We start from the raw sequence: 19,872 nt of genomic DNA, 5'->3' as shown, positions 1-19,872 counted from the left end.
CGCTACCGCACCTGGATCGCGTCGGCGATGACGTAGGCGCCCGCCGTGGTCCAGCGGCTCAACTGCACCTTGTTCCAGCCCGCGGGGAAGCTCCACGTGCCGAGGGTGTTCCACCTGCCGCCGTTGGCCTGCTGATTCACCTTCACGGTGGCCAGCTGGGTGCCATTGGCGTCCCAGATGATGAAGGGCGCGGTCGTCGAGCGATCACTCGCCGCGGTCCACCAGGCGTCGATCGTCCGGGTGGCCGCCGTGGGCAGGTAGAACCAGAACGTCGCCGGCTCGGAGACGGCCGCGGTGGGCGAGGCGAGATAGTTCGAGCCGTAGTAGCCCGCCACGTTCGTGGACGAGGCCCAGCTGGTCCCCGCGAGCTGAATGTAGCCCCGGGTGCTGTCGTTGTTGGCGTTGTTGCTGTCGATGACCAGGCCCGTGGGGGTGCTCCCTCCCGACGTCCACAGGTACGTCACGTCGACCCAGTCGTTGTTGCTCATCCCCAGGTCCGTCCAGAACGCCCCGTCGGCGATGTCGATGCCCGCGGGGTTGGCGGGACGGCGCCCGAATTGATCCAACCCGCCGTTGAACCCGTCTTGATAGGCGGCCTGGGCCTCGGGCTTGCCTTGCGGCAGGGTCTTCCACATCTCGCGGACACTCGAGGGATTCCAATAGTCATCCTTCGTGTTCCAGGGCCCCACGTCCCAGACGGAGGTGGTCGTGCACTTGCCCGTCTTCGGGTAGCACACCTTCACCTGGTACTCGGAGCCGCCATTGGACGCGAGCGCCCGGCGCGACGGCAGCGCCACGAAACGATCGTTGGATTTGATGACATGGCCATTGGCGGTCGTGCCCCCCACCAGGCCCTCGCGCGTGGCGAAGACGCGATAGCTCAGCGCCGCCAGGGATTGGAACTCCTCCCCCGACGCGCCTCCCTCCAACGAGCCCTCCAGCCGCACCTCCCGCACCACGGGACCGCGGCCGTGCTCGTCCGCGAGGAGCGCGAGCCTCACCTGCACCTCCGTGCCGGCGCGAGGCAGGTGCGCGACCTCTCCCGCGCTGGCGGTGCGCCACTCGCTCCAGGCTCCATCGGGCGTACGCACCCGGACATCCACCTCGACGCCCATCTCCGGGGAAGCACTCGCCTGGAGCAGCGGCCGGATCGTGTCCACGGGCTGCTCCAGCCGACGGGCCGGAAAGGTGTAGAGGCCGGTGAGCCGGCTCAACCCCTCGGGCCTGCGCATGACGGCATAGGGCTCGAAGAGCAACCCCTCCCGGGTGCGCACGAGCTCACCCGTGCCCTCGCCGGTGGCGAACTCCTCCGTCCAACGCGAGGTGCTGGCACTCGCCGCAAGGGCCACCCGCGAAGACGCCGCGTCGGACGGCTGGGGGCTCTCCGCGAACGCGGAACCTCCCGCGAGAGCGACTCCCCACATCATCGTCATGAAGATGGACCGCGGCCTCGAGCGCATGGGTGGACTCCCGGTGAGTAAGTAGGCGTCCAACCCTAGCGTTTTCTTGGAAACTGATAAATACGAGAAATCCGTATCTGTCGCGGTGCAAGCGGAAACACTGCGTCATCGGCGAGCGACGAGCCCTCGGGGACTCGTCGTTCGTCGGCACCTGGATAGCAGCAAAAAAAAGAGAGGGCCCTACGCGGGCGCGGCCACCTTCCACAGGGTGCCCGCCGCGGTGTCCATGATCTCCACGCCCAGGGACTTCAGCTCGCCGCGCAGCCGGTCCGCCTCGGCGAAGTCCTTGGCCTTGCGGGCCTCCGCGCGCGCCGCCATCAACTGTTCCACCCGCGCCACGTCGAGCCCCCGCTCCTTCACGGCCCGATCCCGACGCCGCAGCAGCCAGGACGCCGGCTCCTCCTCGAACAAGCCGAGGATGCCCGACACCTTGCGCACGTCCTCGCGCAACGCCCGCAGGGTGCGGCCCACCAGGGCCTTGTCCTTCACCGGCGGCTTGTCCACCAGCTCGTTCATCATCGCGAACAGGCCCGAGAGCACCCCCAGCGCGCCCGCCGAGTTGAAGTCGTCATCCATCTGGGCCTCGAAGTCCGCCATGAAGCGCGCGGCGTCGCCGTGCAGCGGGCCCGGGACGAACTCCTTGCCTCCCACGCGCTCGTCCACCTTGCGCAGGGTCTCGTAGAAGTACTCCATGCGCAGCTCGGCGTCCGCCAGGCCCTTGTCCGAGAAGGCCAGGGGGTGGCGGTAGTGCGTGGAGAGGAAGAGGAAGCGCAGCGCCTCGGCGTCCACCCGCTCCAGTGCCTCGCGCAGGCGCACCACGTTGCCGAGCGACTTGGACATCTTCGCCCCCTCGAGATCGAGGAAGCCGCAGTGCATCCAGTAGCGCGCCAGGGTGTGGCCACTCGCGGCCTCGCTCTGGGCGAGCTCGTTCTCGTGGTGAGGGAAGATGAGATCCAACCCGCCGCCGTGGATGTCGAAGGTCTCGCCCAGGTAGCGCTCGCTCATGGCCGAGCACTCGATGTGCCACCCGGGCCGGCCCGGGCCCCAGGGGCTGTCCCAGGACGGCTCGCCCGGCTTGGCGGCCTTCCACAGGGCGAAGTCCAGTGGCTCGTGCTTCTGCTCTCCGGGCTGGACGCGCTCGCCCACGCACAGCTCATCCAGGTCGCGTTTGGACAGCTTCGCGTAGTCGGGGTAGCGCCGCACGGAGAAGTACACGTCGCCCTGGGAGGCGTACGCCACGCCCTTGTCCACCAGCTTCCCGATGATGCGTAGGATCTCCGGAATGTGATCGCTCACCTTGGGCGAGACGTCCGGCTCCAGCAGGTGCAGGGCCCGGGCATCCTCGCGGAACGCCTCCACGAACCGCGCCGCCAGCGCCACCGGGGCCTCGCCCGTCTCCTGGGCGGCCTTGATGATCTTGTCGTCCACGTCGGTGTAGTTGCGCACGTACGTCACGTCGAAGCCGCGGTGGCGCAGATAACGCACCACGACATCGAAGGACGTGAACGTGCGTGCGTTGCCGATGTGGACGTAGCTGTAGACCGTCGGGCCACACACATAGACGCCCAGCTTGCCCGGGACGACAGGCACCAGCGTCTCCTTCTGCATCGTCATCGTGTTGAAAAGGCGGATGGATGCGGCGGCCACGTGCACGAACCTCCAGGACGGTCGATTCTCGATTTCCGGCTGCTGATTCCGGCGTGCAGTCGGAAAGACGGGACTTTCACAACGGCCCGACTACTCAGTCAACATAGATGGGCCCTCGCTCCCCCTTCCCGGCCGAAAAAAGACTATCCTGCTGCCCCGGGAGACCCCCCGTCTCGCCCGGCCATCGAATCCTGGGAGAAGCACCCCCATGAGTCCTCCGAATCCCAAGCGCCCGCCCCGCTCCGCCCCGCCCTCCGTGGCGGAGGGGGGAGAGACCACGGCGCCCGCGGATGATGTGGACCTGCCCTTCGATGACGACGAAGTGGCGCCCCTGCAGGCCGATGATCCGCGACCCCAGCGCGTGCCCCAGTTTCCCGTGGGCCCGCGCCGTTCGCGTCGGCACGCGGCGGGCGCCTCTCGACAAGAGCGGGACCGCGAGTTTCCCACCCGCTTCTCCTCCGGTGAGTACGAGGATCCCGGCCACGAGCGCGCCTGCCTCTATGTCGAGCGCGGTCCCGGAACGGGCCAGCTGGTCCCCATCAAGCAGGGGGTGCTGACGTTGGGCCGCGCCTCCTCGTCCGACCTGCGGCTGCAGCACCCCTCCATCAGCCGGCGCCACGCCCAGCTCACCCGCCTGGGAGACCGACTCCTCCTCAAGGACGTGGGCAGCCAGAACGGCACCTACGTCAACCGCGTCCGGCTCACGGGCGAACGCGAGCTGCGCTCGGGGGATGAAATCGCCCTGGGCAACGCGCTGCTGCGCGTGAGAGGGCCGGGACCCATGCCCTCGCGCCGCGGCGCCGACGGCCGGCGCGCCTCGCCCCTCCGGGTGGGCCTGAGCGCCCAGCGCCTCATCCTGCTCGCCGCCGCGTCGAGCGGCCTGGTGGCCGTGTTCCTCACGCTCTCGGCGGTCCGGCTGCTGCGCGATGAGCCGCCGGTGGAGAAATCCGAGGCGTTCCGCGCCCGGGAGCCGGACATCGAGGTGGAGGTGACCGCGGAGCCCCCTGCTCCAGTCCCCGAGGCCACGCCACCCACCGCGAGTGCCCAGGCGCTCGCCGAGGAGGCCCGGCCCGCCGCCCCCACCGCCCGTCCGGGACGGGACACCGGCCGCGCCGTGAAGGAGGGCTCCGTCAAGACCGCCCCGAAGCCTCCGCCGCCCGAGCCCCACGCGGCCCCGAATCCCGACGCGGAGGCAGAGGTCCTCGCCCAATACGAGTCGGGACACGTCGAGGCGGCCCTGAGCCTCGCCCGGCGCGAGCGCGTGGAGAACCTGGCCCTGCTGTTGGAGCGCTTCCAGCAGGCGTGGAAGGCGGGCCAGGCCGCCCTCGAAGCCCGGGACGCCCCGGCCGCCGTCCGCCACTTCACCGAGGCGCACGCCCTGGATCGGCAGATTGCCCAGGGGTGGGGAGCGTACGCGCCGCGCATCCGTCAGGCGCTGACCCAGGCCCAGGCCCAGCTCAAGGGCCCGTAGCCGCCCGGGCGGGCCCGTGGGGCCAAAGAAAAACCCCGGTCCCCACATGGGGAGCCGGGGTTTTCAACGTCCACCCGAGGAGGCTCAGGCGATGTTGAAGATCTTCTTCAGGTCCGACTCGATCTCGTCCTCGGAGCAGTCCTTGGCCAGCGACAGTTCCTTGATGAGCAGCGAGCGCGCCGTGTCCAGCATCTTGCGCTCACCGAAGGACAGATCCTTGTCACCCTTGAGCAGGTACAGGTCGCGCAGCACCTCGGCGATCTCGAACACGGAGCCGGTCTTGATCTTCTCCATGTACTCCCGGTAGCGACGGTTCCACGTCGTGGAGTCGACCGAGATGTCCTTCTCCTTCAGGATGGAATAGACTTGCTTGACGTCTTCCTCGCTGATGATTTCCCGGAGGCCGACCGAGCCCACCTTGTTGATTGGGATCATGATGCGCATCCCGTTTTCCAGGATTCGCAACACGTAGAAGGACTGACGTTGCCCGGCGACTTCGGTGTGCTCGATGCCCATCACCTCGCCCACACCCTGCCCGGGGTACACAGCCTTATCGCCGGTCTTGAAGCTCGTCTGCACTCGTTACCGCCTCCTCTAGGATGGCTTGGTCTCGACACCCGGCCTCGGAAAACGTCCTACTCGTACCACAATCCAACCCCTCCAGCAACTTTGGCGTCTTGACCCGGCGGGTTTTTCCGGACTAGCCTGCGCCGCTTTGCGTGGGTGTCCTCTTGGGTAGAGTGCTACACCCTGACTGGACGGAGTGGGTGGGGGGTGGGTGATGGGCCGTTCGTCGTGGCGAGATCTGACCGTACGTCCGCTGTTCTTTCCCGCCGTGAGCCTCATGCTCGGCGCGGGTCTGTGGATACAAACGAGCGCGGGCGAGGGAGCATTCCAATTACTGATGGCTTCCACCGTGGCGGTGGGCGCCCTGGGGCTCGCCCGCCTGCCTGGTGCCCATCTGGGCGTGCTCGGGGCCCTGGCGCTCACGGGCGCGGGGCTGGCGTCCCTGGAGGCCGGGGCGGAGGTGCCTGCCGGACTGAGGGAAGGAGGACGCGCGGTCCTGGAGGGCGAGGTGGAGCGCGTGGAGGTCACCGCGGACTCCACGCGCCTGCTGCTGGCCGTCGTCCGGGTGGGCGCCAGGGCCGAAACTCCCGCTCGCTTCCGCGCCCTCCTGTCCGCGCGAGGCGCGCTTGCCCCGCTCCTGCCGGGACAGCGCCTGCGCCTGGAAGCCCGGCTCCGGCCACTCGAGCCCGCCGCGAATCCAGGAGAAAAGGACTTTTCCGCGAAACGGTGGCGACAGGGGATGGCCTTCACCGGAGGCTTCGAGCCCGCGCGCCTGCTCGTGCTGTCCCCCGCCCCGCACTGGCGCGAGGCCCTGGTCCGACTCCAGGAGGGGCTCGCCCGGGCGGTGCACGCCGTGGCGCCGTCGCCCGACGCGGCCACCCTCTTCCTCACGCTCGCGGCCGGACAGCGCGCCGCGCTCGATGACGCCCTGGAGGAGGACTTCTCGCGCAGCGGGCTGGCGCATGTGTTGAGCGTGAGCGGGCTGCACGTGGCGGCGCTCGCGCTCATGACGCTCGCCCTGCTGCGAGGCTTGTTCGTGCGCGCGGGCGCGGCCCTGCCCATTTCGCGGCGGGTGGATGCGCGGCGGCTCGCGGCCCCCGCCGCCATTCCCTTCGTCTGGGCCTATGTCGTGTTCACCGGCAACCAGCCTCCCGCGGTGCGCTCGGCGGTGATGGCCACCGTCGTCCTGCTGGGGCTCACGCTCTGGCGCCGGGCCGATGGGCTCAACAGCCTCGCCGCCGCCGCCGCGCTGCTCGTCGTCTGGGCGCCCTCGAGCGTCTCCGATCTCTCGCTGCAACTGTCCTTCCTCGCCGTCTTCAGCCTGCTGCTGCTCACCCCCGCGCTGCGCGAGGCCGTCCCCCTGCCGCCCCCCGATCCCCGCGAGCCGCACCGGCTGCGGCGCCTGCTGGCGAGCACGCGGGAGACGGTGTTGGAGACGTTCTGCGCGAGCGCCGCCGTCACCGTCGCGAGTCTTCCACTGGTGGCCGGGACGTTTGGCCGCGCGAGCCTCGCGGGGCTCGTCTCCAACATCGTCTGTCTGCCCCTGTGTGGCCTGCTCACCGGCTTCGCCGCGGGCGGCGCGGCCCTCTTCGTCGCGGCGCCCGTGCTCGCCACCCCGCTGCTGTGGGGCGGCGCATGGGCCTCGCAGGTGCTGCTCTGGCTCACCCGCTTCTTCGCCCATGTGCCCCTGGCCACCGTGGAGCTGCCCTCGTTCGGCACCGCCGCCTCGCTGCTCTATGGCGTGGGGCTCGCGTGCTGGGCCCTGGGCGAGCGGCGCTGGCGTCTGGGGGGACTCCTCGTGCCCGCGAGCCTGGTGCTCGCCCTGCTGCTCCCCCGCGTCCTTCCCGAGCCGGGCCTGCGCATCACCTTCCTCTCCGTGGGCCAGGGAGATGCGATGGTGCTCAGCTCCGCGGGACACCACGCGCTGCTCGATGGAGGCGGTGTGCCCGGCGGCGCGGATCCGGGACTGCGCGTCGTCGTCCCCTTCCTGCGCGCCTCCCGCATCGAGCGGTTGGACCTGGCCGTCCTCTCCCATCCCCACCCGGATCACGCGCTCGGTCTCATCTCCGCGCTGCAACAGGTGCCCACCGAGCGGCTGTGGCTGCCCGCGGACAGCGCGGACGGGCCCCTGTCGCGGCAGCTCATCGCCTCGGCCGCGGGAGCCCACGTCGAGGAAGTACAGCGGGGCCATGCCCCGTACCGCCTCGGGGAGGCCACGCTGGAGGTGCTTGGACCGCCGGAGGATCGAGTGCTGCTGGAGGGCCAGAACGACACGAGCGTGGTGCTGCTCGTGCGCCATGGCGACGTCACCGTGCTGCTCCCCGGAGACGTGGAGGAGGCGGGCGAGGAGGCCCTGCTCGCGGAGGGAGCGCTCGGACCGGTGGCGGTGCTCAAGGCGCCCCACCATGGCTCGCGCACCTCCTCCACCGAGGGCCTGCTCGCCCGGCTGCGTCCGCGCTTCGCCATCTTCTGCGTGGGCCGTCGCAACCGCTTCGGCTTTCCGCACCCGGAGGTGGAAGCGCGTTACCGGGCCTTGGGAACGGAGTGTCTGCGCACCGACATTCAAGGTGCCATCACCCTCGAAAGTGACGGACACGACGTGCGCCTGAGCCCCTTCCTGCCTTCCTCGACGCAGGACAAGGATGTGGTTGCACCCGCGCTCTCCCATCACCAGCCTTGAGGCGATGATCTCCGAAGACACGGATCTGCGTCAGCTCACCGCCGACCTCAAGCACTTGCTCCCCCCGGGTGAACCCGTGGGCTACCTGCGCGGCAAGGCGTTCATGCGCGACCTGCTGGTGAACACGAAGGGCTTCTCCCAACTGGAGGCCGAGGAGCTCATCGACACCCTGGAGCTCAACGGCTTCCTGCGCTTCCTCGGAGACCCGACCGAGCGCTCCATGGCGGACGCGCATTGGGAGATCTCCCCGCACGCGTAGCGTACGAGGCGCTCGGTCGCCGCGTGCCCATGGAGCCGGCCGTGGCGGCCGAGCGAGTGCGCGCGATGCATGGGCCCTACCGCGTCCCCACGCTCCTGAAGGACGTGGATCGGCTGTCGAGGGGATGAAGCTCGACCGCGATGACTAGTCGAAGATCAGCCAGCCGAAGCGCGGCAGCGCGTGGAAGTCCCCCACGAAGAGCGGGGAAAAGGACTGCCCTTGTTCTCCCCGCCGCTCCGGGTGCTCCAGCCGGTACAGGTTGAAGCGCCACCGGTCCCCCTTGTTCGGGGGCAGGTGGGGCACCTCGGCCAGGCGGGACAGGGGGATCTTCATCTCCACCCGCCAGCCCTCGTCCCGGTCGGACGCCTCGTCGAGCGTGCCCCGGACCTTCACCGCGCTCGTCATGCCCGAGTCCCAGCTCAAGTCCATGCCCTGACGGCGCGCGGGGAAGTAGGCATCGAAGTGCACGTTGTGCGGAGACACCTGCAGCTCGTTGTACGTCCGCCCGTCCGCGTTGGCGTCGAGGAACACCTCCACCACCTCCTGGGTGTAGAGCGGCTCGTCCTGCTCGCGGAACGTGCCCCAGACATCCGGATCCTCCACGTCGAAGGCGACATACAGGTTCTGGTCGTCGTAGGTCAGCCGGGCCTCGGTGCGCAGGGGCACGGCACGGCCATCGAAGCTGCCCCGCAGCACCACCGGAGTGGCCGCCTTCCACGCCTCGTCCTCGAGTTCTCCGTCGAGCACCGGCGGCCGGGCGGCGCGGTGCATGGTGTACTCGGGCAGCGGCGGAAGAGCGCCTCCCAGCTCCGGACCGAACATCCGGTTGTCTCCCGCATGCGCTCGCGGATCATCCACGGCCAGACGCTCCTCGCCCCGCCAGAAGCCGAGCACCACCCGTCCCGGAATGGACGGCATGGCCACCGTGTGCACGTCCTCCACCACCTTGCCCACGGGCCAGGAGCCCAGGGGCCCCACTCCGCCCGCGAAGCCATGGTCCGCGTTGATCAGCATCTGCCCGGAGCCGGGCTCCACCACGTGCACGAAGAACTCCCACCCCTGGGGCGGGGCGCGCAGGGCCTCGAAGTAGTGCGCGAGCTGAACGGGCTGGCCGGGCGCGGCCACCGCGGGAGACACGCGCGAGCCGAGGTAGCGCACCGCGCCCCCCGCGAACGTGGTGCCCGCGCGGTAGGTCAGGTCCGCCGGAGCCGCGTCCAGGACGCGCAGCCGGGCAGGGGGCGGCAGGGCCTTCGCACGAGGCTTGGGGCCGGCCTGTTCGTCACGGCAGGCGGAGAGGAACGAGAGCAGCAGCAGTGGCAGCAGGCGGAGGGCGGAACTCATCGGGGGTGCCCATCCTAGTCCCAGCACATCCGTCCATGGCGTGGATGATGGGGCATCCCACGCAGTGGATGGGAGGAGCACGGCGGGTCCGTCGGCACACGGCCATGTCCTTGAATCGCATGGGCTCGGGGAGTTCCCGCGCCTCGGGTGGAGCCTGGCAGGAGTCCTGCACAGGCGGCCCCGGCATCCACCCCGTCGCGTGCCCTTCCCCAGGAGCCGCGACCCCCTCACGAGGAGTCGTCACATGAAGTGCTCGATGCTCTGGCTGTCCCTGCCGCTCGCCACGTTCGCCCTGGGCTGTGGCCCCGCGGGTCAGCAGTTCCATGGCAGTTACTCCGGCTCGGACTCGTTCACCGTGTCCGTCACTGGAAGAGGAAGCTCGACCGGTTCCGGAAAGATGTCGTTCCGAATCTCGGAAGGGGTCGATTCGGACATCGTCATCGTTGACTCGAGCGGCACTTGCGCCCTGCCCGCGGAGGTCGAGGGAAACGTGGCGACGCTCAGAGCGGGGGTGACGTGTACCGGTGAGTTGCAGGGCACCACACTCTCGATGACATTCACCAGCGGGACCGCGGTGCTCACGGGTTCGAGCATCCAACTCGAGTCCTCCGGGACCCTGACGTACTCGGCCAGTGGGCAGTCCTTCCCGGGCACCTTCGTCCGGAGCAACTCGCTCACGCGGATCGCGAAGTAGGCCCTGGGGCAGGCGCTCTCCCTTGCTCACCCCACGCCATGCACTTCGAATTCGAGCACCTGGGCACCCCGACCTCCTTCGAGCTTCCCGAGGGCGTGCACCTGCTGGGAGGCGGCGAGGACGACCATGTCCGCCTCGAAGGACTGCCACCCGGCCTGCTGACACTGCGCATCGAGGGGCACCGGTTGATGGTGGAGGCCCGTCGCACCTTCACCGTCGCGGGGGTGATGGTGCCGCCGGAGGTGGCGCGGCTGGTGCTACCCGGCGAGGCGGTGGGCCTGCCCGAGGGCATGAGCCTGAAGCTGCTGGCGCCCGGCACGGACACCGAGCGGCAGGTGGGCACGGTGGCCGTACTCAAACACCTGCTGGGGGACACGGAGGAGTCCCTGGTCTCGCGCGCCGCGTCCCTCCAGTGCCTCACCGGCGCGGACGTGGGCCGCTGCTTCGCCCTCGCGGAGGCCCGGACGGAGCTGGGGCGGAGCCTGGAGGTGGCCGTGCGCTTGAGGGACATCGCCGTGTCCCGCCGCCATGCGTGCATCCGCCAGCAGGAGGGCGCCTTCCTCCTGGAGGACCAGGACAGCCCCAACGGCGTCTATCTCAATGGCAAGCGCGTGGAGGCCCCCCAGGCGCTCCAGGACGGCGACATCATCGAGCTGGGACGGACCTTGCTGCGCTTCCAGGCCCCGGCGGCCGAGCCCATCGCGCGACCGCCTCCCGAGCAGCAAGCCGCGCCCGCCCCTGAACCCGAGAGCCCAGATGGAGAGCAGGAGCGGGTCCCCGCGCGCGCGCGGGGACGCTGGGACGTGGGACTGCTCGTCCTGGGCGCGGGGCTGGCCCTGGTGGGGCTGCTGGCTACCTACGTCCTGACGGGCTGAAGCTCAGGCGTGCAGCGGCGAGAGACCGGCCCGCTCGATGAGCAGCCGCGCCAGGCGCTGGTGGTGCGAGAAGAGGCTGGTGAAGTGCACGAGGCCCCGGCTGCCGCGCACCGCGTACACGGTGACCGGACCGGGCAGCACATCCACCTTGCGGATGTCCGAGAAGGAGAACCGGCGGGTGCGCACCATGCCCCGGTACGTGATGCCACCCGCGTCCACGACGATGCGGGTGCGCCCGTAGTAGGTCACCGACACCGCGAAGAAGAGGACGAAGAAGAGCGCGGACAAGAACGTCTGCACCGGGACGCCTTCGAAGCGCAGGAGGTAGAGCAACACCCCCAGCCAGAGCAGCGTCGCGGCGCCCATGACAGCCGCGAGCACGGCGTGTGGGCGGAATACTTGCCTTCCTGCCTTCGAGTCGCCCCGATCCATGCACCTGAAATTAAGGTGCTTCCCTGACACATGCCACCGGCTCCCCTGCCCTCCGGTCGGGGAGTCCACCGAATGACTTCCGGGACTGCCCGATTGTCCGCTGTTTTACCTTGAAAGCGGGGTTTCAGCTCCGGAAGGGGTTTTGCAGCAGCACGGTCTCGCCGCGATCGGCGCCCACGGAGATGCAGGTGACGGGCACGCCGCAGATCTCCTCCACGCGGCGCACGTAGCGCTTGGCGTTCTCGGGCAGCTCGTCGAAGGTGCGCACCCCGGCGAGCTTGTCGTCCCAGCCCGGCAGCGTCTCGTAGAGGGGCTTGACGCGCGCCAGGTCCTCGTAGTCCCCGGGCAGCTCGGTGATGCGCTTGCCGTCCAGCTCGTAGGCGTTGCAGATCTGCAGCGACTTCATGCCGGAGAGCACGTCCAGCTTCGTGAGCGCCAGGCCATACAGGCCGTTGACGCGCACCGCGTAGCGCAGCACCACGCCGTCGAGCCAGCCGCAGCGGCGCGGACGGCCCGTGGTGGCGCCGAACTCGTCACCCACCTTGCGCAGCCGGTCTCCCATCTCGTCCGTGAGCTCCGTGGGGAACGGACCGCCGCCCACGCGCGTGGTGTACGCCTTGCTGATGCCCATCACCCGGTCGATGGCCGTGGGGCCCAGGCCCGAGCCCACCGCGGCGTTGCCCGCCACGCAGTTGGAGCTGGTGACGAAGGGATAGGTGCCGTGGTCCACGTCCAGCAGCGTGCCCTGGGCGCCCTCGAAGAGGATGCGCGCCCCACGCTGCACCTGGCCCGAGAGGTAGAGCGACACGTCGCCCACGTAGGGCCGCAGCCGCTCGCCCAGCGCGGTGAAGTCCGCCTGCACCTTGTTGGCGTCCAGCTCGGGAGGCGTCTCGCTGGAGGCGGCGCACAGCTCGCGCAGCTCCTCGCGGATGCCGGGCAGCCGCTCGTCGATGCGCTTGCGCAGCCGCTCCGGGTTGAGCAGATCCCTCACGCGGATGCCACGGCGCGCCACCTTGTCCTCGTAGGCCGGGCCGATGCCACGCCCCGTCGTGCCGATGGCGCCCACGCCCCGCGTCTTCTCCCGGGACGAGTCCAGCAGCTTGTGCCAGGGGAAGATGACGTGGGCGTTGTCCGAGATGATCAGCTGCGCGTCATCCTTGAGGAAGCCGCGCTCCTTGAGGGTGTCGATCTCCTTCACCAGGACGGCGGGATCCAACACCACGCCGTTACCGATGACGCAGGTCTTCCCCTGATGGAGGATTCCCGAGGGAATGAGATGCAACACCGTCTTCTGGCCACCCACCACCAGGGTATGGCCCGCGTTGTTGCCTCCCTGGAAGCGCACGACCACCTGGGCATGCTCCGTGAGCAGGTCCACGACCTTGCCCTTGCCCTCATCTCCCCACTGCGCACCAATGACGACGACGTTCGGCATAGTTGCGGCCGCTTAGCACGCTTCCGCACGATCCGTCACCGAGTTGGATCGGGCCGGGTCGTCCGGATGGCAGTGTGCGACATAGCCACAGGCAAGCCCCACGCACACCGACGCGTCGCGTCCGGGCCAGCGCCCTCGGACATCCGCCTCGACCAGGGCCCGGGCCTCGTCCCTCAAGCGCTCGGCGGAAAGCCGTAGATGTGCTTCTTCCGGAGAGAACTCCGGCTCCAACACGTCCCCGCCCAGGAAGACCGCCCCCACCCGCAGGGGGACGTCCTCACGCACGAGCCGCCGGGCCGCCAGGGCCACGGCCGCCAGGAAGTCCTCATGCGCGGCGAGCCCACGCGGAGACCGACCGCCCGGTAGGAAGACCACGCCCCGGGCCTCATGCTCCGGGGTCTCCCAGAGCAGGTCCAGCTCTCCCTCCAGGGCCGTGGGCGCCCCTCCCGGCAGGTCCAGGACGAATGGCAATGCGCGGTGCACCCGCGCTCCGGGGACCGCCGCCAGCTCCTGGGCACACGCGGTCTCCAGGAAGCGATCCAGGGTGGCGAGCGCCTCCTCCACGCCCTCCTCTTCCACCGCCCAGCCCACCTCCCGGGCCAGGGCTTCCAGGCGGGCCCGCCGCTCCGGAGCGGGCGTACCCGCCAGGCGGAAGTCCACCCTTCGCATGAGGGTCAGGACCCGGTCCGGAACGCTCGGGGCCGGTGCGCCCCAGGAGTCCCGCTCGACGTAGAGCGCGGACTGACGGGGCGGAGCCTCCCAGGCGACTCCCTCGGCGCGCAGGCCGAGCCGGTGCACGTAGTGGTAGCGGCGCGGACAGGCGATGAAGTCCTGCACCGCTCCCGCCTCCACCGTCACGGACTCCGGCACGGCGGCGTCCCGACGCGCGTGCACCCGCTGCCAGGCCGTCTCGACCCGGGCCTCCTGCTCGACCTCGTCCACGTCCTCGGAGAGGTCCACCTCCGGCGGCTCCGGCAGCGTCCTCGCGTCCAGATCCTCGACCAGGCCCCGCAGCCGGGAATCTTCATCGAGCCGCGCGCCGAGCAGGCACCACCACGAGTCCGCGGCGTTGCGCTCCTCGCCGCCCGACAGCAGGAGCCGATCCTGGGCGCGCGTGAGCGCGACGTACAGCAGACGCCGGTACTCGGCCGTCTCCCGGCGTTTGATCTCCGTCTTCACCGCGTCGAAGCGGGGCGAGCGGAACTTCGCGTCCACGCGGTCGAGCAGCTCCGGCGGCAGCCAGGGCCGCAGGGCGAGGCCTCGTCCACGCTCGAAGAGCACCCGGCCTCCGCTGTTGGAGCGCCGCGAGCCACCGAGGGCGGGCACCACCACCACCGGCCACTCCAACCCCTTGGCCCGGTGGATGGTGAGCAGTTGCACCGCGCGAGGATCCCCCGCCTCCAGCAGCTCCGCCTGGGCCTCGGTGGGCTCCTCGTGCACGAGGCGTTGCAGCTCACGCGAGAACGTCACGCAGCCGCCCGTCCCCCGCTCGTCGCGCCGGCCCGCCAGCGCGAGCAGCTTCTCCACGTTGGCGCTCGCCTGCTCCGCGTAGGGCGTGGCCGCCAGCGCCTCGCGAAAGCCCGTCAGCTCCAGCGTGGCCAGGAGCAGGGCCCGCACGCCGAGCCGATCCCGCTCGCGCCGCAGCGCGGGCAGCGCCGCGAGGAAGCGCTCGAGCCGCTCGCGCTCCCCATCCGGAAGGAGCGCCAGGAGGGAGGCTGTCTTCTTCTCCACTTCGGGCAGGGACAAGCCCTCGGGTCCGGCCAGGCGGAAGAGCGAGGCGTCCGACAGCCCCACCAGTGGGGAGCGCAACACCGCCGCGAAGGCCAGCGTGTCCTCGGAGTCCGCGAGCAGCGACAGCAGCGAGGCCAGATCCAGCACCTCCTGCGCGCCATAGAAGCCACGGCCGCGCAGCACGCGGTGGGGAATGCCGTGGCGGATGAGCGCCTGCCGGTACACCTCCAGGTGATTGAAGGTCCGGAAGAGCATGGCCACATCGCCCCCGCGCAGGGGACGCACCTCCGTGCCCTCCTTGCTCACCGCGATGAGTGGCGGAGCACCCGAAACCAGCAGGAGCTTCAGCCGCCTGGCCAGCGCCTCCGCCTCCGCCAGACGCAGCTCGCCCGAGGTGGTGAGGCCCTCGTCCTCCACGAGCAGCCGCTCCACCACCGGCGCGGGCACGGGGGCCGGACGCACCGCGAGCAGATCATCCCCCTCGGGCGAATACACCACCTCATAGGGACGCGCCCCACCCTCGCCCGGCACCAGCACGCCCGCGAAGGCCTGGTTGAAGAAGTCGAGCAGCGGCGGCACCGAGCGCCGGTTGTGCTGGAGGAAGTCGCGCACGCCACCCTCCTGCTCGATCTTCCGCGCCAGCACCTCGAACACGGACACGTCCGCGCCACGGAACTCGTAGATGGATTGCTTGCGGTCTCCCACCACGCACAGGAAGGCGGGCTCCAGTGGCAGCGCGGCCACCAGATCGTCCTCGGGTGTCACGGCCCGGGGGCCCTCCTCGCGCTTCTCGGCCAGGAGCAGCACCAGCTCCAACTGCAGGCGGTTGGTGTCCTGGAACTCGTCCACCATCAGCGCCCCGAACCGCTCCTGCATCTGCCGGCGGAAGTCGGGCAGGTCCCTCAGCAGATCCCTCGTCTTCACCAGCAGGGAGGTGAAGTCCAGGGCGTTGCGCCGGGAGAGCTCCTCCGCGTGACGCGTCTCCACCTGCTCGAGCAGCGCGCGGAACGTGCGCTCGAAGGGCACCGTGCGACACGCCGCGGCGACGTCCTCCAGCGTCAACACCGTGCCGTCGCTCTTGCCGAAGAAGGACCAGTACAGCTCCTTCATCGAGTTGCCGGGCTCCTTCTTGAGCCGGCGCACGTCGCGGCCATCCTCGTTGAAGGCCACCTTGAGCGCGGACAGCCGCTCGGGCGCGAAGACATTCTCCGGGGTGAGCCCCGTGAGCGAGCGCTCGAGTTTCTCGCGCAGCCCCCGCCACTCTCCCTTGGCGTCAAGCTCGCGCACGGTGCCGCACAGCTCGAGGCACTTCCCGACGAGGGCGTCGAAGGACTCCCGGGCCTCGCCGGGGTCGGACACGCGCGCCCGGGCCGCGGGCAGGCCCTCCTCGCGCAACTTCCCGTAGAGCTCCGCCAGCGAGGACACCAGGCCCTCGGTGAAGTCGGAGCCCGAGAAGGTCATCTCCGCGCACAGCTCGCGCACGAACGTGTCACTGGACTCCAGTGCGTCCAGCACCACGCGCTCGCACACGTCCAGCACGAGCGAGCGCGCCTCCATTTCATCGAGCACGTCGAAGGAAGCATCCACGCCCGAGCCCGGGGGCGCGCGGCGCAGGATCTGCCCGCACATCGAGTGGAAGGTGCCAATCGAGGCCGAGCCCAGCTCTTCTCGCAGCGACCGCCACGTGTCGCGCGAGGGAAAGGGCAGCCCCAGGCGATCGAGCGAGGCGCGCAGCTCGGGCTCCTGCGAGACCTTGGGCTCCTCCTGGACGAGCACATCCAGGCGCGCGCGGACGCGGGCACGCATCTCCGCGGCGGCCTTGTCGGTGAACGTCACCATGCCCAGGCGCGCGGGCCGCAAGGGCTTGAACCCCTCGCGAGCCCCGGCCAGCAGGTGCAACGTCATCGTCACCAGGCTGTACGTCTTGCCCGCGCCCGCTCCCGCGAGCAGCGCGAGGTTCTTCTCCAATGCCAGCGCGAGCGCGTCACTCATGGGCACCCTCCTCGCCCACGATCCGCCGCTCGGTGATACGGCAGACGGCCTGATAGCCACAGTGCCCGCAGTCCCTGGGCCGCATGGCGAACTGTCCCGCCCTCACGGTGCGCACCAGCGTCTCCACCGCGTTGGCCAGGTTGGGCTTCTGCTCCGCCGCCAGCCGTTGACGCACGTCGGGCTCGGTGGACAGCAGCTCGTCCAGATCCAACGACAGCTCCTGCTTCTTGTCCGCGAGCACCTCCGACAGGAGGATGGCCTTGCCCGTCTTCAACGAGAACCAGGCGGCCTGCCGCGTACCCTGGTGCCCACTGGCCCGCGCCGCGTACAGGTACAACGGGAGCTGGAAGTCCGAGGACTCCAGCAGCTTGTTGCGCAGCTCCGAGCGCGACAGGTGGCCGGACTTGTAGTCGATGACGCCCACCTCGCCTCCGGCCATGTCCAGGCGATCGATGGTTCCCTCGAAGTGGATGACGTCCTCGCCGAGCTGGAGGGTGACCGCGTTCCACCCCTCCGCCGGATTGTTCGGTCCGAAGCGCAGCTCGAAGCCCGAGGGCTCCAGCCGCTCGAAGGGCAGACCCCGCCGCTCGTCCAGGAGCACGCGGCGCACCATGTTCTTCGCCCGCTCGCGCGCCAGGCGCCACAGCGCGGGGTGGCCCACGTAGTGGTGTTTCTCGAAGTGCTCCCGCACCTCGTCGAGCACCGCGTCCAACAGCGCCTCCGGCAGCTCGTTGAACCCCCGCCCGAGCAGCTCGCGCTCCTTGAGCCGCTTGAAGAACTCCTCCAGCACCCGGTGCCAGAAGACACCCTGCCCCCGGCTGTCGAACTCCTCCCCGGGCCGCTCGGGCTCGGGCACCTTGAGCCCATACGCCAGGAAGCCCTGGAAGCCACAGTTGCTGAAGCGCGCGATCGACGAGGCGGACAGGGGCCGCTCGGCATCGAAGCGGAACGCCGCCCGGATCGACTCGCCCAGGTCCGGAGCCCCCACGGCGCCGGTGTAGCGACCCGCGCCCTGGGCCCCTTCCCCGAAGAAGTGCAGGCGCTCGATCTCCACCTGCATCATCTCCCGGGCCGCCTGGAACCAGGGCGTGTGCGAGAAGCGCTCGCGCAGCACCGCGCGGGCGGGATCCGGCTCCGAGACGCGCAACCGCTCCATCGCGAGCGACTCCAGCACCACGCGCTGGCGCAGCTCCGCCGGGGTGAGCGCCTCGTCGAGCGGCGCGATGGCCGGCAGCGAGCGCAGCGGCCACGTGGCTCCCGTCAGGCGCCGCACCTCCTCCAGGAACGAGGACGGCGCCTGCTCCTGCCCACCCGGACCCGCCACCGCGAAAGACAGACTCACCGTGTGCTCGGCGGCCACCAGCACGCTGGCGAACAGGAGCCGGTCCTCGGTGAGCCGCCAGGGCGCGCGGTCCTCGAACTCGCCACCGGTGAGGCGGAAGACGTCGCGGCCCAGGTGCTTGTTGAGCGCATGGCGCTCGGAGTCTCCGAGCAACGGGTTGGGCACCTCGTGACCCGGAAAGCGGCCCTCCGCCAGCCCGCCGAGGAAGACATGCGCGAAGGTGCGGCCCTCCAGCTCGCGCACCTCCAGCACCTCCACGGCCCCCACCGCCGAGCCCCGGGGCGGCAGGTGCACGTCGCGCATCGCGTCCATGAGCCAACGGCCAAAGGTGCGCCGGCGCAACCGGGGGCCTCCACCCACCGCCGCGAGCATCCGCTCCAGCTCGCGCACACGCGCCACGAGCGCCCTGCGCGCCGCGTCGTCCCGCGCCCGGGCCTCCACCGCGAGCGCGCCCAGTCCCTCGTCGGAGGGCGTCTCCGGCGTGCCCTCCGAGTCCAACAACCCCAGACGCCGCACCACCTGCCACCACGCCGTGAGCAGCTCCGAGGCCCGACCCTGCTCCGGGATGAGACGGCAGGACTCGATCAACAACAGACACCGCTCGCGCAGCACCCGGACCTCGTGGGCGCGGCGCTCGTCCTTGGGGCGCACCTGCTCCGGAAGCGGCGTCAACCGCCTGGCCAGGGCGTCCAGGCGGATGTCATATGCGCCCTTGTTGCGCGAGGCGCCCAGCCGATCATCTCGCACGGCCGCGAGCGACAGGAGCGTGGCGGGGGCCTCGGGCGCGCCCGCGGAGAGCCGGGGCACGTAGCGGCTGGAGAGCACATCGGCCACGCGCTCGGCGGGGAAGCCATCCTCCACCAGCAGGGGCAGATCCAACGCCAGCCGCACGGGTCCGGTCAGCACGAGCGGCTCGCCCCAGGGCAGACGCACGGGAACGTCCAGCTCACCCAGGGCCTCGGCCAACCAATGCGCCTCGTGGCTCAAGTCGCGCCAGGCCACGGCGATGTCTCCCGGAGGCACGCCCTCCGACACGAGGCGGCGCACGTCCCGGGCGATGAGCCGGGCCTCGTCTCGCGCCGTCGCCGCGCTCCACAGGCTCAAGCCCTCCACCGCGCCCACGAGCGCGTCCTTGGGGGCCCGGGGCGAGAAGAGATGACGGCCCAGCTCGCCCATCGGACGGGACTCGAAGGTGACGTCCGCCTTGAAGAGGTCCACGTGGGAGAGCACCTCGCCGCGGTTCTCGAAGGCGCGGAAGAGGGCCGCCAGGGCCGCGTCCGCCACGGGAGAGCCACCCACCGGCGTCTCCACGCGCAGGCCCACCCGGCGCGCTTCACACGCCGCGGCCAGGGCCAGCAGCAGCTCCAGCGTCGAGGGCCGGACATCGTAGACACCGCGCAGCACGATCTCGCCCACGTCGGCCCAGGACTCGGGCCAGGCGCCGCGCTCCAGCGCCTCGCGGGCCCCTCGCACGCCGTCCTCACGATCGGCGAGGCCCAGCTCCGCCATCTTCCGCTCGTAGGCATGGTGCAGCAGGGCGATCGTCCGGACGCGGTCGCGCCGCTCCGGGGGAAGCACCTCCAGCGCGTCCTGCAGCTCACGAGGGGACAGCCGCCCGGCCTTGAGATCCAACAACACCTCGAGCGCGGCGCGGGCGAAGGCGGGCTCATGGACGAAGTCGCCCAGGGGCGTGGGGCCCAGGCCTTGCGCGAGCGAGGCCACCACGGTGCGCGCCGCGAGGGGCGGGCATGGGCGTCGGCCCAGCTCGCGCACTCCACCAAGCGCGTCGAGGAACCCCGCCCAGTCGAGGAAGAGGTCTCCGCGCACGACTCCCGAGTCCCGCCGGACCGCGCGCAGGGCGGCTTGACGGCGTGCGGCATCGGGGAAGACCTGGAGGGTGCGGCGGGGGTCGGACATACGGGGGAGTGGAGTCTAGAACGGTGAGG

The 19,872-nt window shown here is 70.4% G+C and carries 13 protein-coding genes; 5 read left to right on the top strand and 8 right to left on the bottom strand.

Translation table 11 applies throughout. The features are described 5' to 3' along the window. Positions 1–2: 2 nt before the first annotated feature. Both CYFUS_RS14970 and cysS read right to left on the bottom strand, forming a co-directional pair. The gene (locus CYFUS_RS14970) at positions 3–1,460 is read right to left on the bottom strand and encodes a hypothetical protein (RefSeq protein WP_095985845.1); all 1,458 of its coding nucleotides are present in this window, start codon (positions 1,458–1,460) and stop codon (positions 3–5) included. 180 nt (positions 1,461–1,640) lie between these two features. Further along, the gene (cysS, locus tag CYFUS_RS14965; protein ID WP_095985844.1) at positions 1,641–3,107 is read right to left on the bottom strand and encodes a cysteine--tRNA ligase; all 1,467 of its coding nucleotides are present in this window, start codon (positions 3,105–3,107) and stop codon (positions 1,641–1,643) included. A 208-nt stretch (positions 3,108–3,315) separates the two neighbouring features. Here cysS and CYFUS_RS14960 point away from each other — a divergent pair, with 208 nt between their 5' ends. Continuing rightward, the gene (locus CYFUS_RS14960) at positions 3,316–4,578 is read left to right on the top strand and encodes an FHA domain-containing protein (protein ID WP_095985843.1); all 1,263 of its coding nucleotides are present in this window, start codon (positions 3,316–3,318) and stop codon (positions 4,576–4,578) included. 84 nt (positions 4,579–4,662) lie between these two features. Here the strand turns inward: CYFUS_RS14960 and CYFUS_RS14955 are convergent, their stop codons facing one another. After that, positions 4,663–5,157 carry a CarD family transcriptional regulator gene (locus CYFUS_RS14955; RefSeq protein ID WP_002625147.1) on the bottom strand — a complete coding sequence of 165 codons (495 nt, stop codon included), beginning with the start codon at positions 5,155–5,157 and terminating at the stop codon, positions 4,663–4,665. A 202-nt stretch (positions 5,158–5,359) separates the two neighbouring features. On the opposite strand from CYFUS_RS14955, the gene CYFUS_RS14950 reads away from it, so the two are divergent. Beyond that, complete coding sequence (locus CYFUS_RS14950) at positions 5,360–7,825, top strand: DNA internalization-related competence protein ComEC/Rec2 (protein WP_232537562.1); 2,466 nt, start codon at positions 5,360–5,362, stop codon at positions 7,823–7,825. A 4-nt stretch (positions 7,826–7,829) separates the two neighbouring features. Beyond that, complete coding sequence (locus CYFUS_RS14945; RefSeq protein WP_095985842.1) at positions 7,830–8,084, top strand: hypothetical protein; 255 nt, start codon at positions 7,830–7,832, stop codon at positions 8,082–8,084. 144 nt (positions 8,085–8,228) lie between these two features. On the opposite strand, the gene CYFUS_RS14940 is transcribed toward CYFUS_RS14945, so the two are convergent. Next, entirely contained in the window at positions 8,229–9,425 is a 1,197-nt protein-coding gene (locus CYFUS_RS14940) for a carbohydrate-binding family 9-like protein (RefSeq protein ID WP_095985841.1), read from the bottom strand. A 244-nt stretch (positions 9,426–9,669) separates the two neighbouring features. Here CYFUS_RS14940 and CYFUS_RS14935 point away from each other — a divergent pair, with 244 nt between their 5' ends. Together CYFUS_RS14935 and CYFUS_RS14930 are read left to right on the top strand one after the other, a co-directional pair. Next, a complete protein-coding gene (locus CYFUS_RS14935; RefSeq protein WP_095985840.1) occupies positions 9,670–10,119 on the top strand; it encodes a hypothetical protein in 450 nt (149 codons plus the stop codon). A gap of 38 nt (positions 10,120–10,157) precedes the next feature. Next, positions 10,158–10,994, top strand: a complete 837-nt coding sequence (locus tag CYFUS_RS14930) for an FHA domain-containing protein (RefSeq protein ID WP_095985839.1) — start codon at positions 10,158–10,160, stop codon at positions 10,992–10,994. 3 nt (positions 10,995–10,997) lie between these two features. Here CYFUS_RS14930 and CYFUS_RS14925 read toward each other — a convergent pair whose 3' ends face one another. The 4 genes from CYFUS_RS14925 to CYFUS_RS14910 all read right to left on the bottom strand — a co-directional run bounded on the left by CYFUS_RS14925 (position 10,998) and on the right by CYFUS_RS14910 (position 19,843). Continuing rightward, positions 10,998–11,360: a PH domain-containing protein gene (locus CYFUS_RS14925; RefSeq protein WP_198316582.1), complete on the bottom strand. Its 363-nt coding sequence runs from the start codon at positions 11,358–11,360 to the stop codon at positions 10,998–11,000. 190 nt (positions 11,361–11,550) lie between these two features. After that, on the bottom strand, positions 11,551–12,861 hold the full coding sequence (locus CYFUS_RS14920) for an adenylosuccinate synthase (RefSeq protein WP_095985837.1): 1,311 nt from the start codon (positions 12,859–12,861) through the stop codon (positions 11,551–11,553). A 12-nt stretch (positions 12,862–12,873) separates the two neighbouring features. Continuing rightward, positions 12,874–16,584, bottom strand: coding sequence for a UvrD-helicase domain-containing protein (locus tag CYFUS_RS14915; protein WP_095985836.1), 3,711 nt, complete (start codon positions 16,582–16,584; stop codon positions 12,874–12,876). Next, positions 16,577–19,843 (bottom strand): PD-(D/E)XK nuclease family protein, encoded by a 3,267-nt coding sequence (locus CYFUS_RS14910; protein WP_095985835.1) that lies wholly within the window; start codon positions 19,841–19,843, stop codon positions 16,577–16,579. Before CYFUS_RS14910 ends, CYFUS_RS14915 begins: the two co-directional genes overlap by 8 nt. Positions 19,844–19,872 lie beyond the last annotated feature (29 nt).

Origin of the sequence: Cystobacter fuscus (assembly GCF_002305875.1) — a bacterium.
Taxonomy (GTDB): Bacteria; Myxococcota; Myxococcia; order Myxococcales; family Myxococcaceae; genus Cystobacter; species Cystobacter fuscus_A.
Note: the sequence above shows the minus strand (reverse complement) of the source record. Positions and strands in the feature narration are given on the sequence as shown.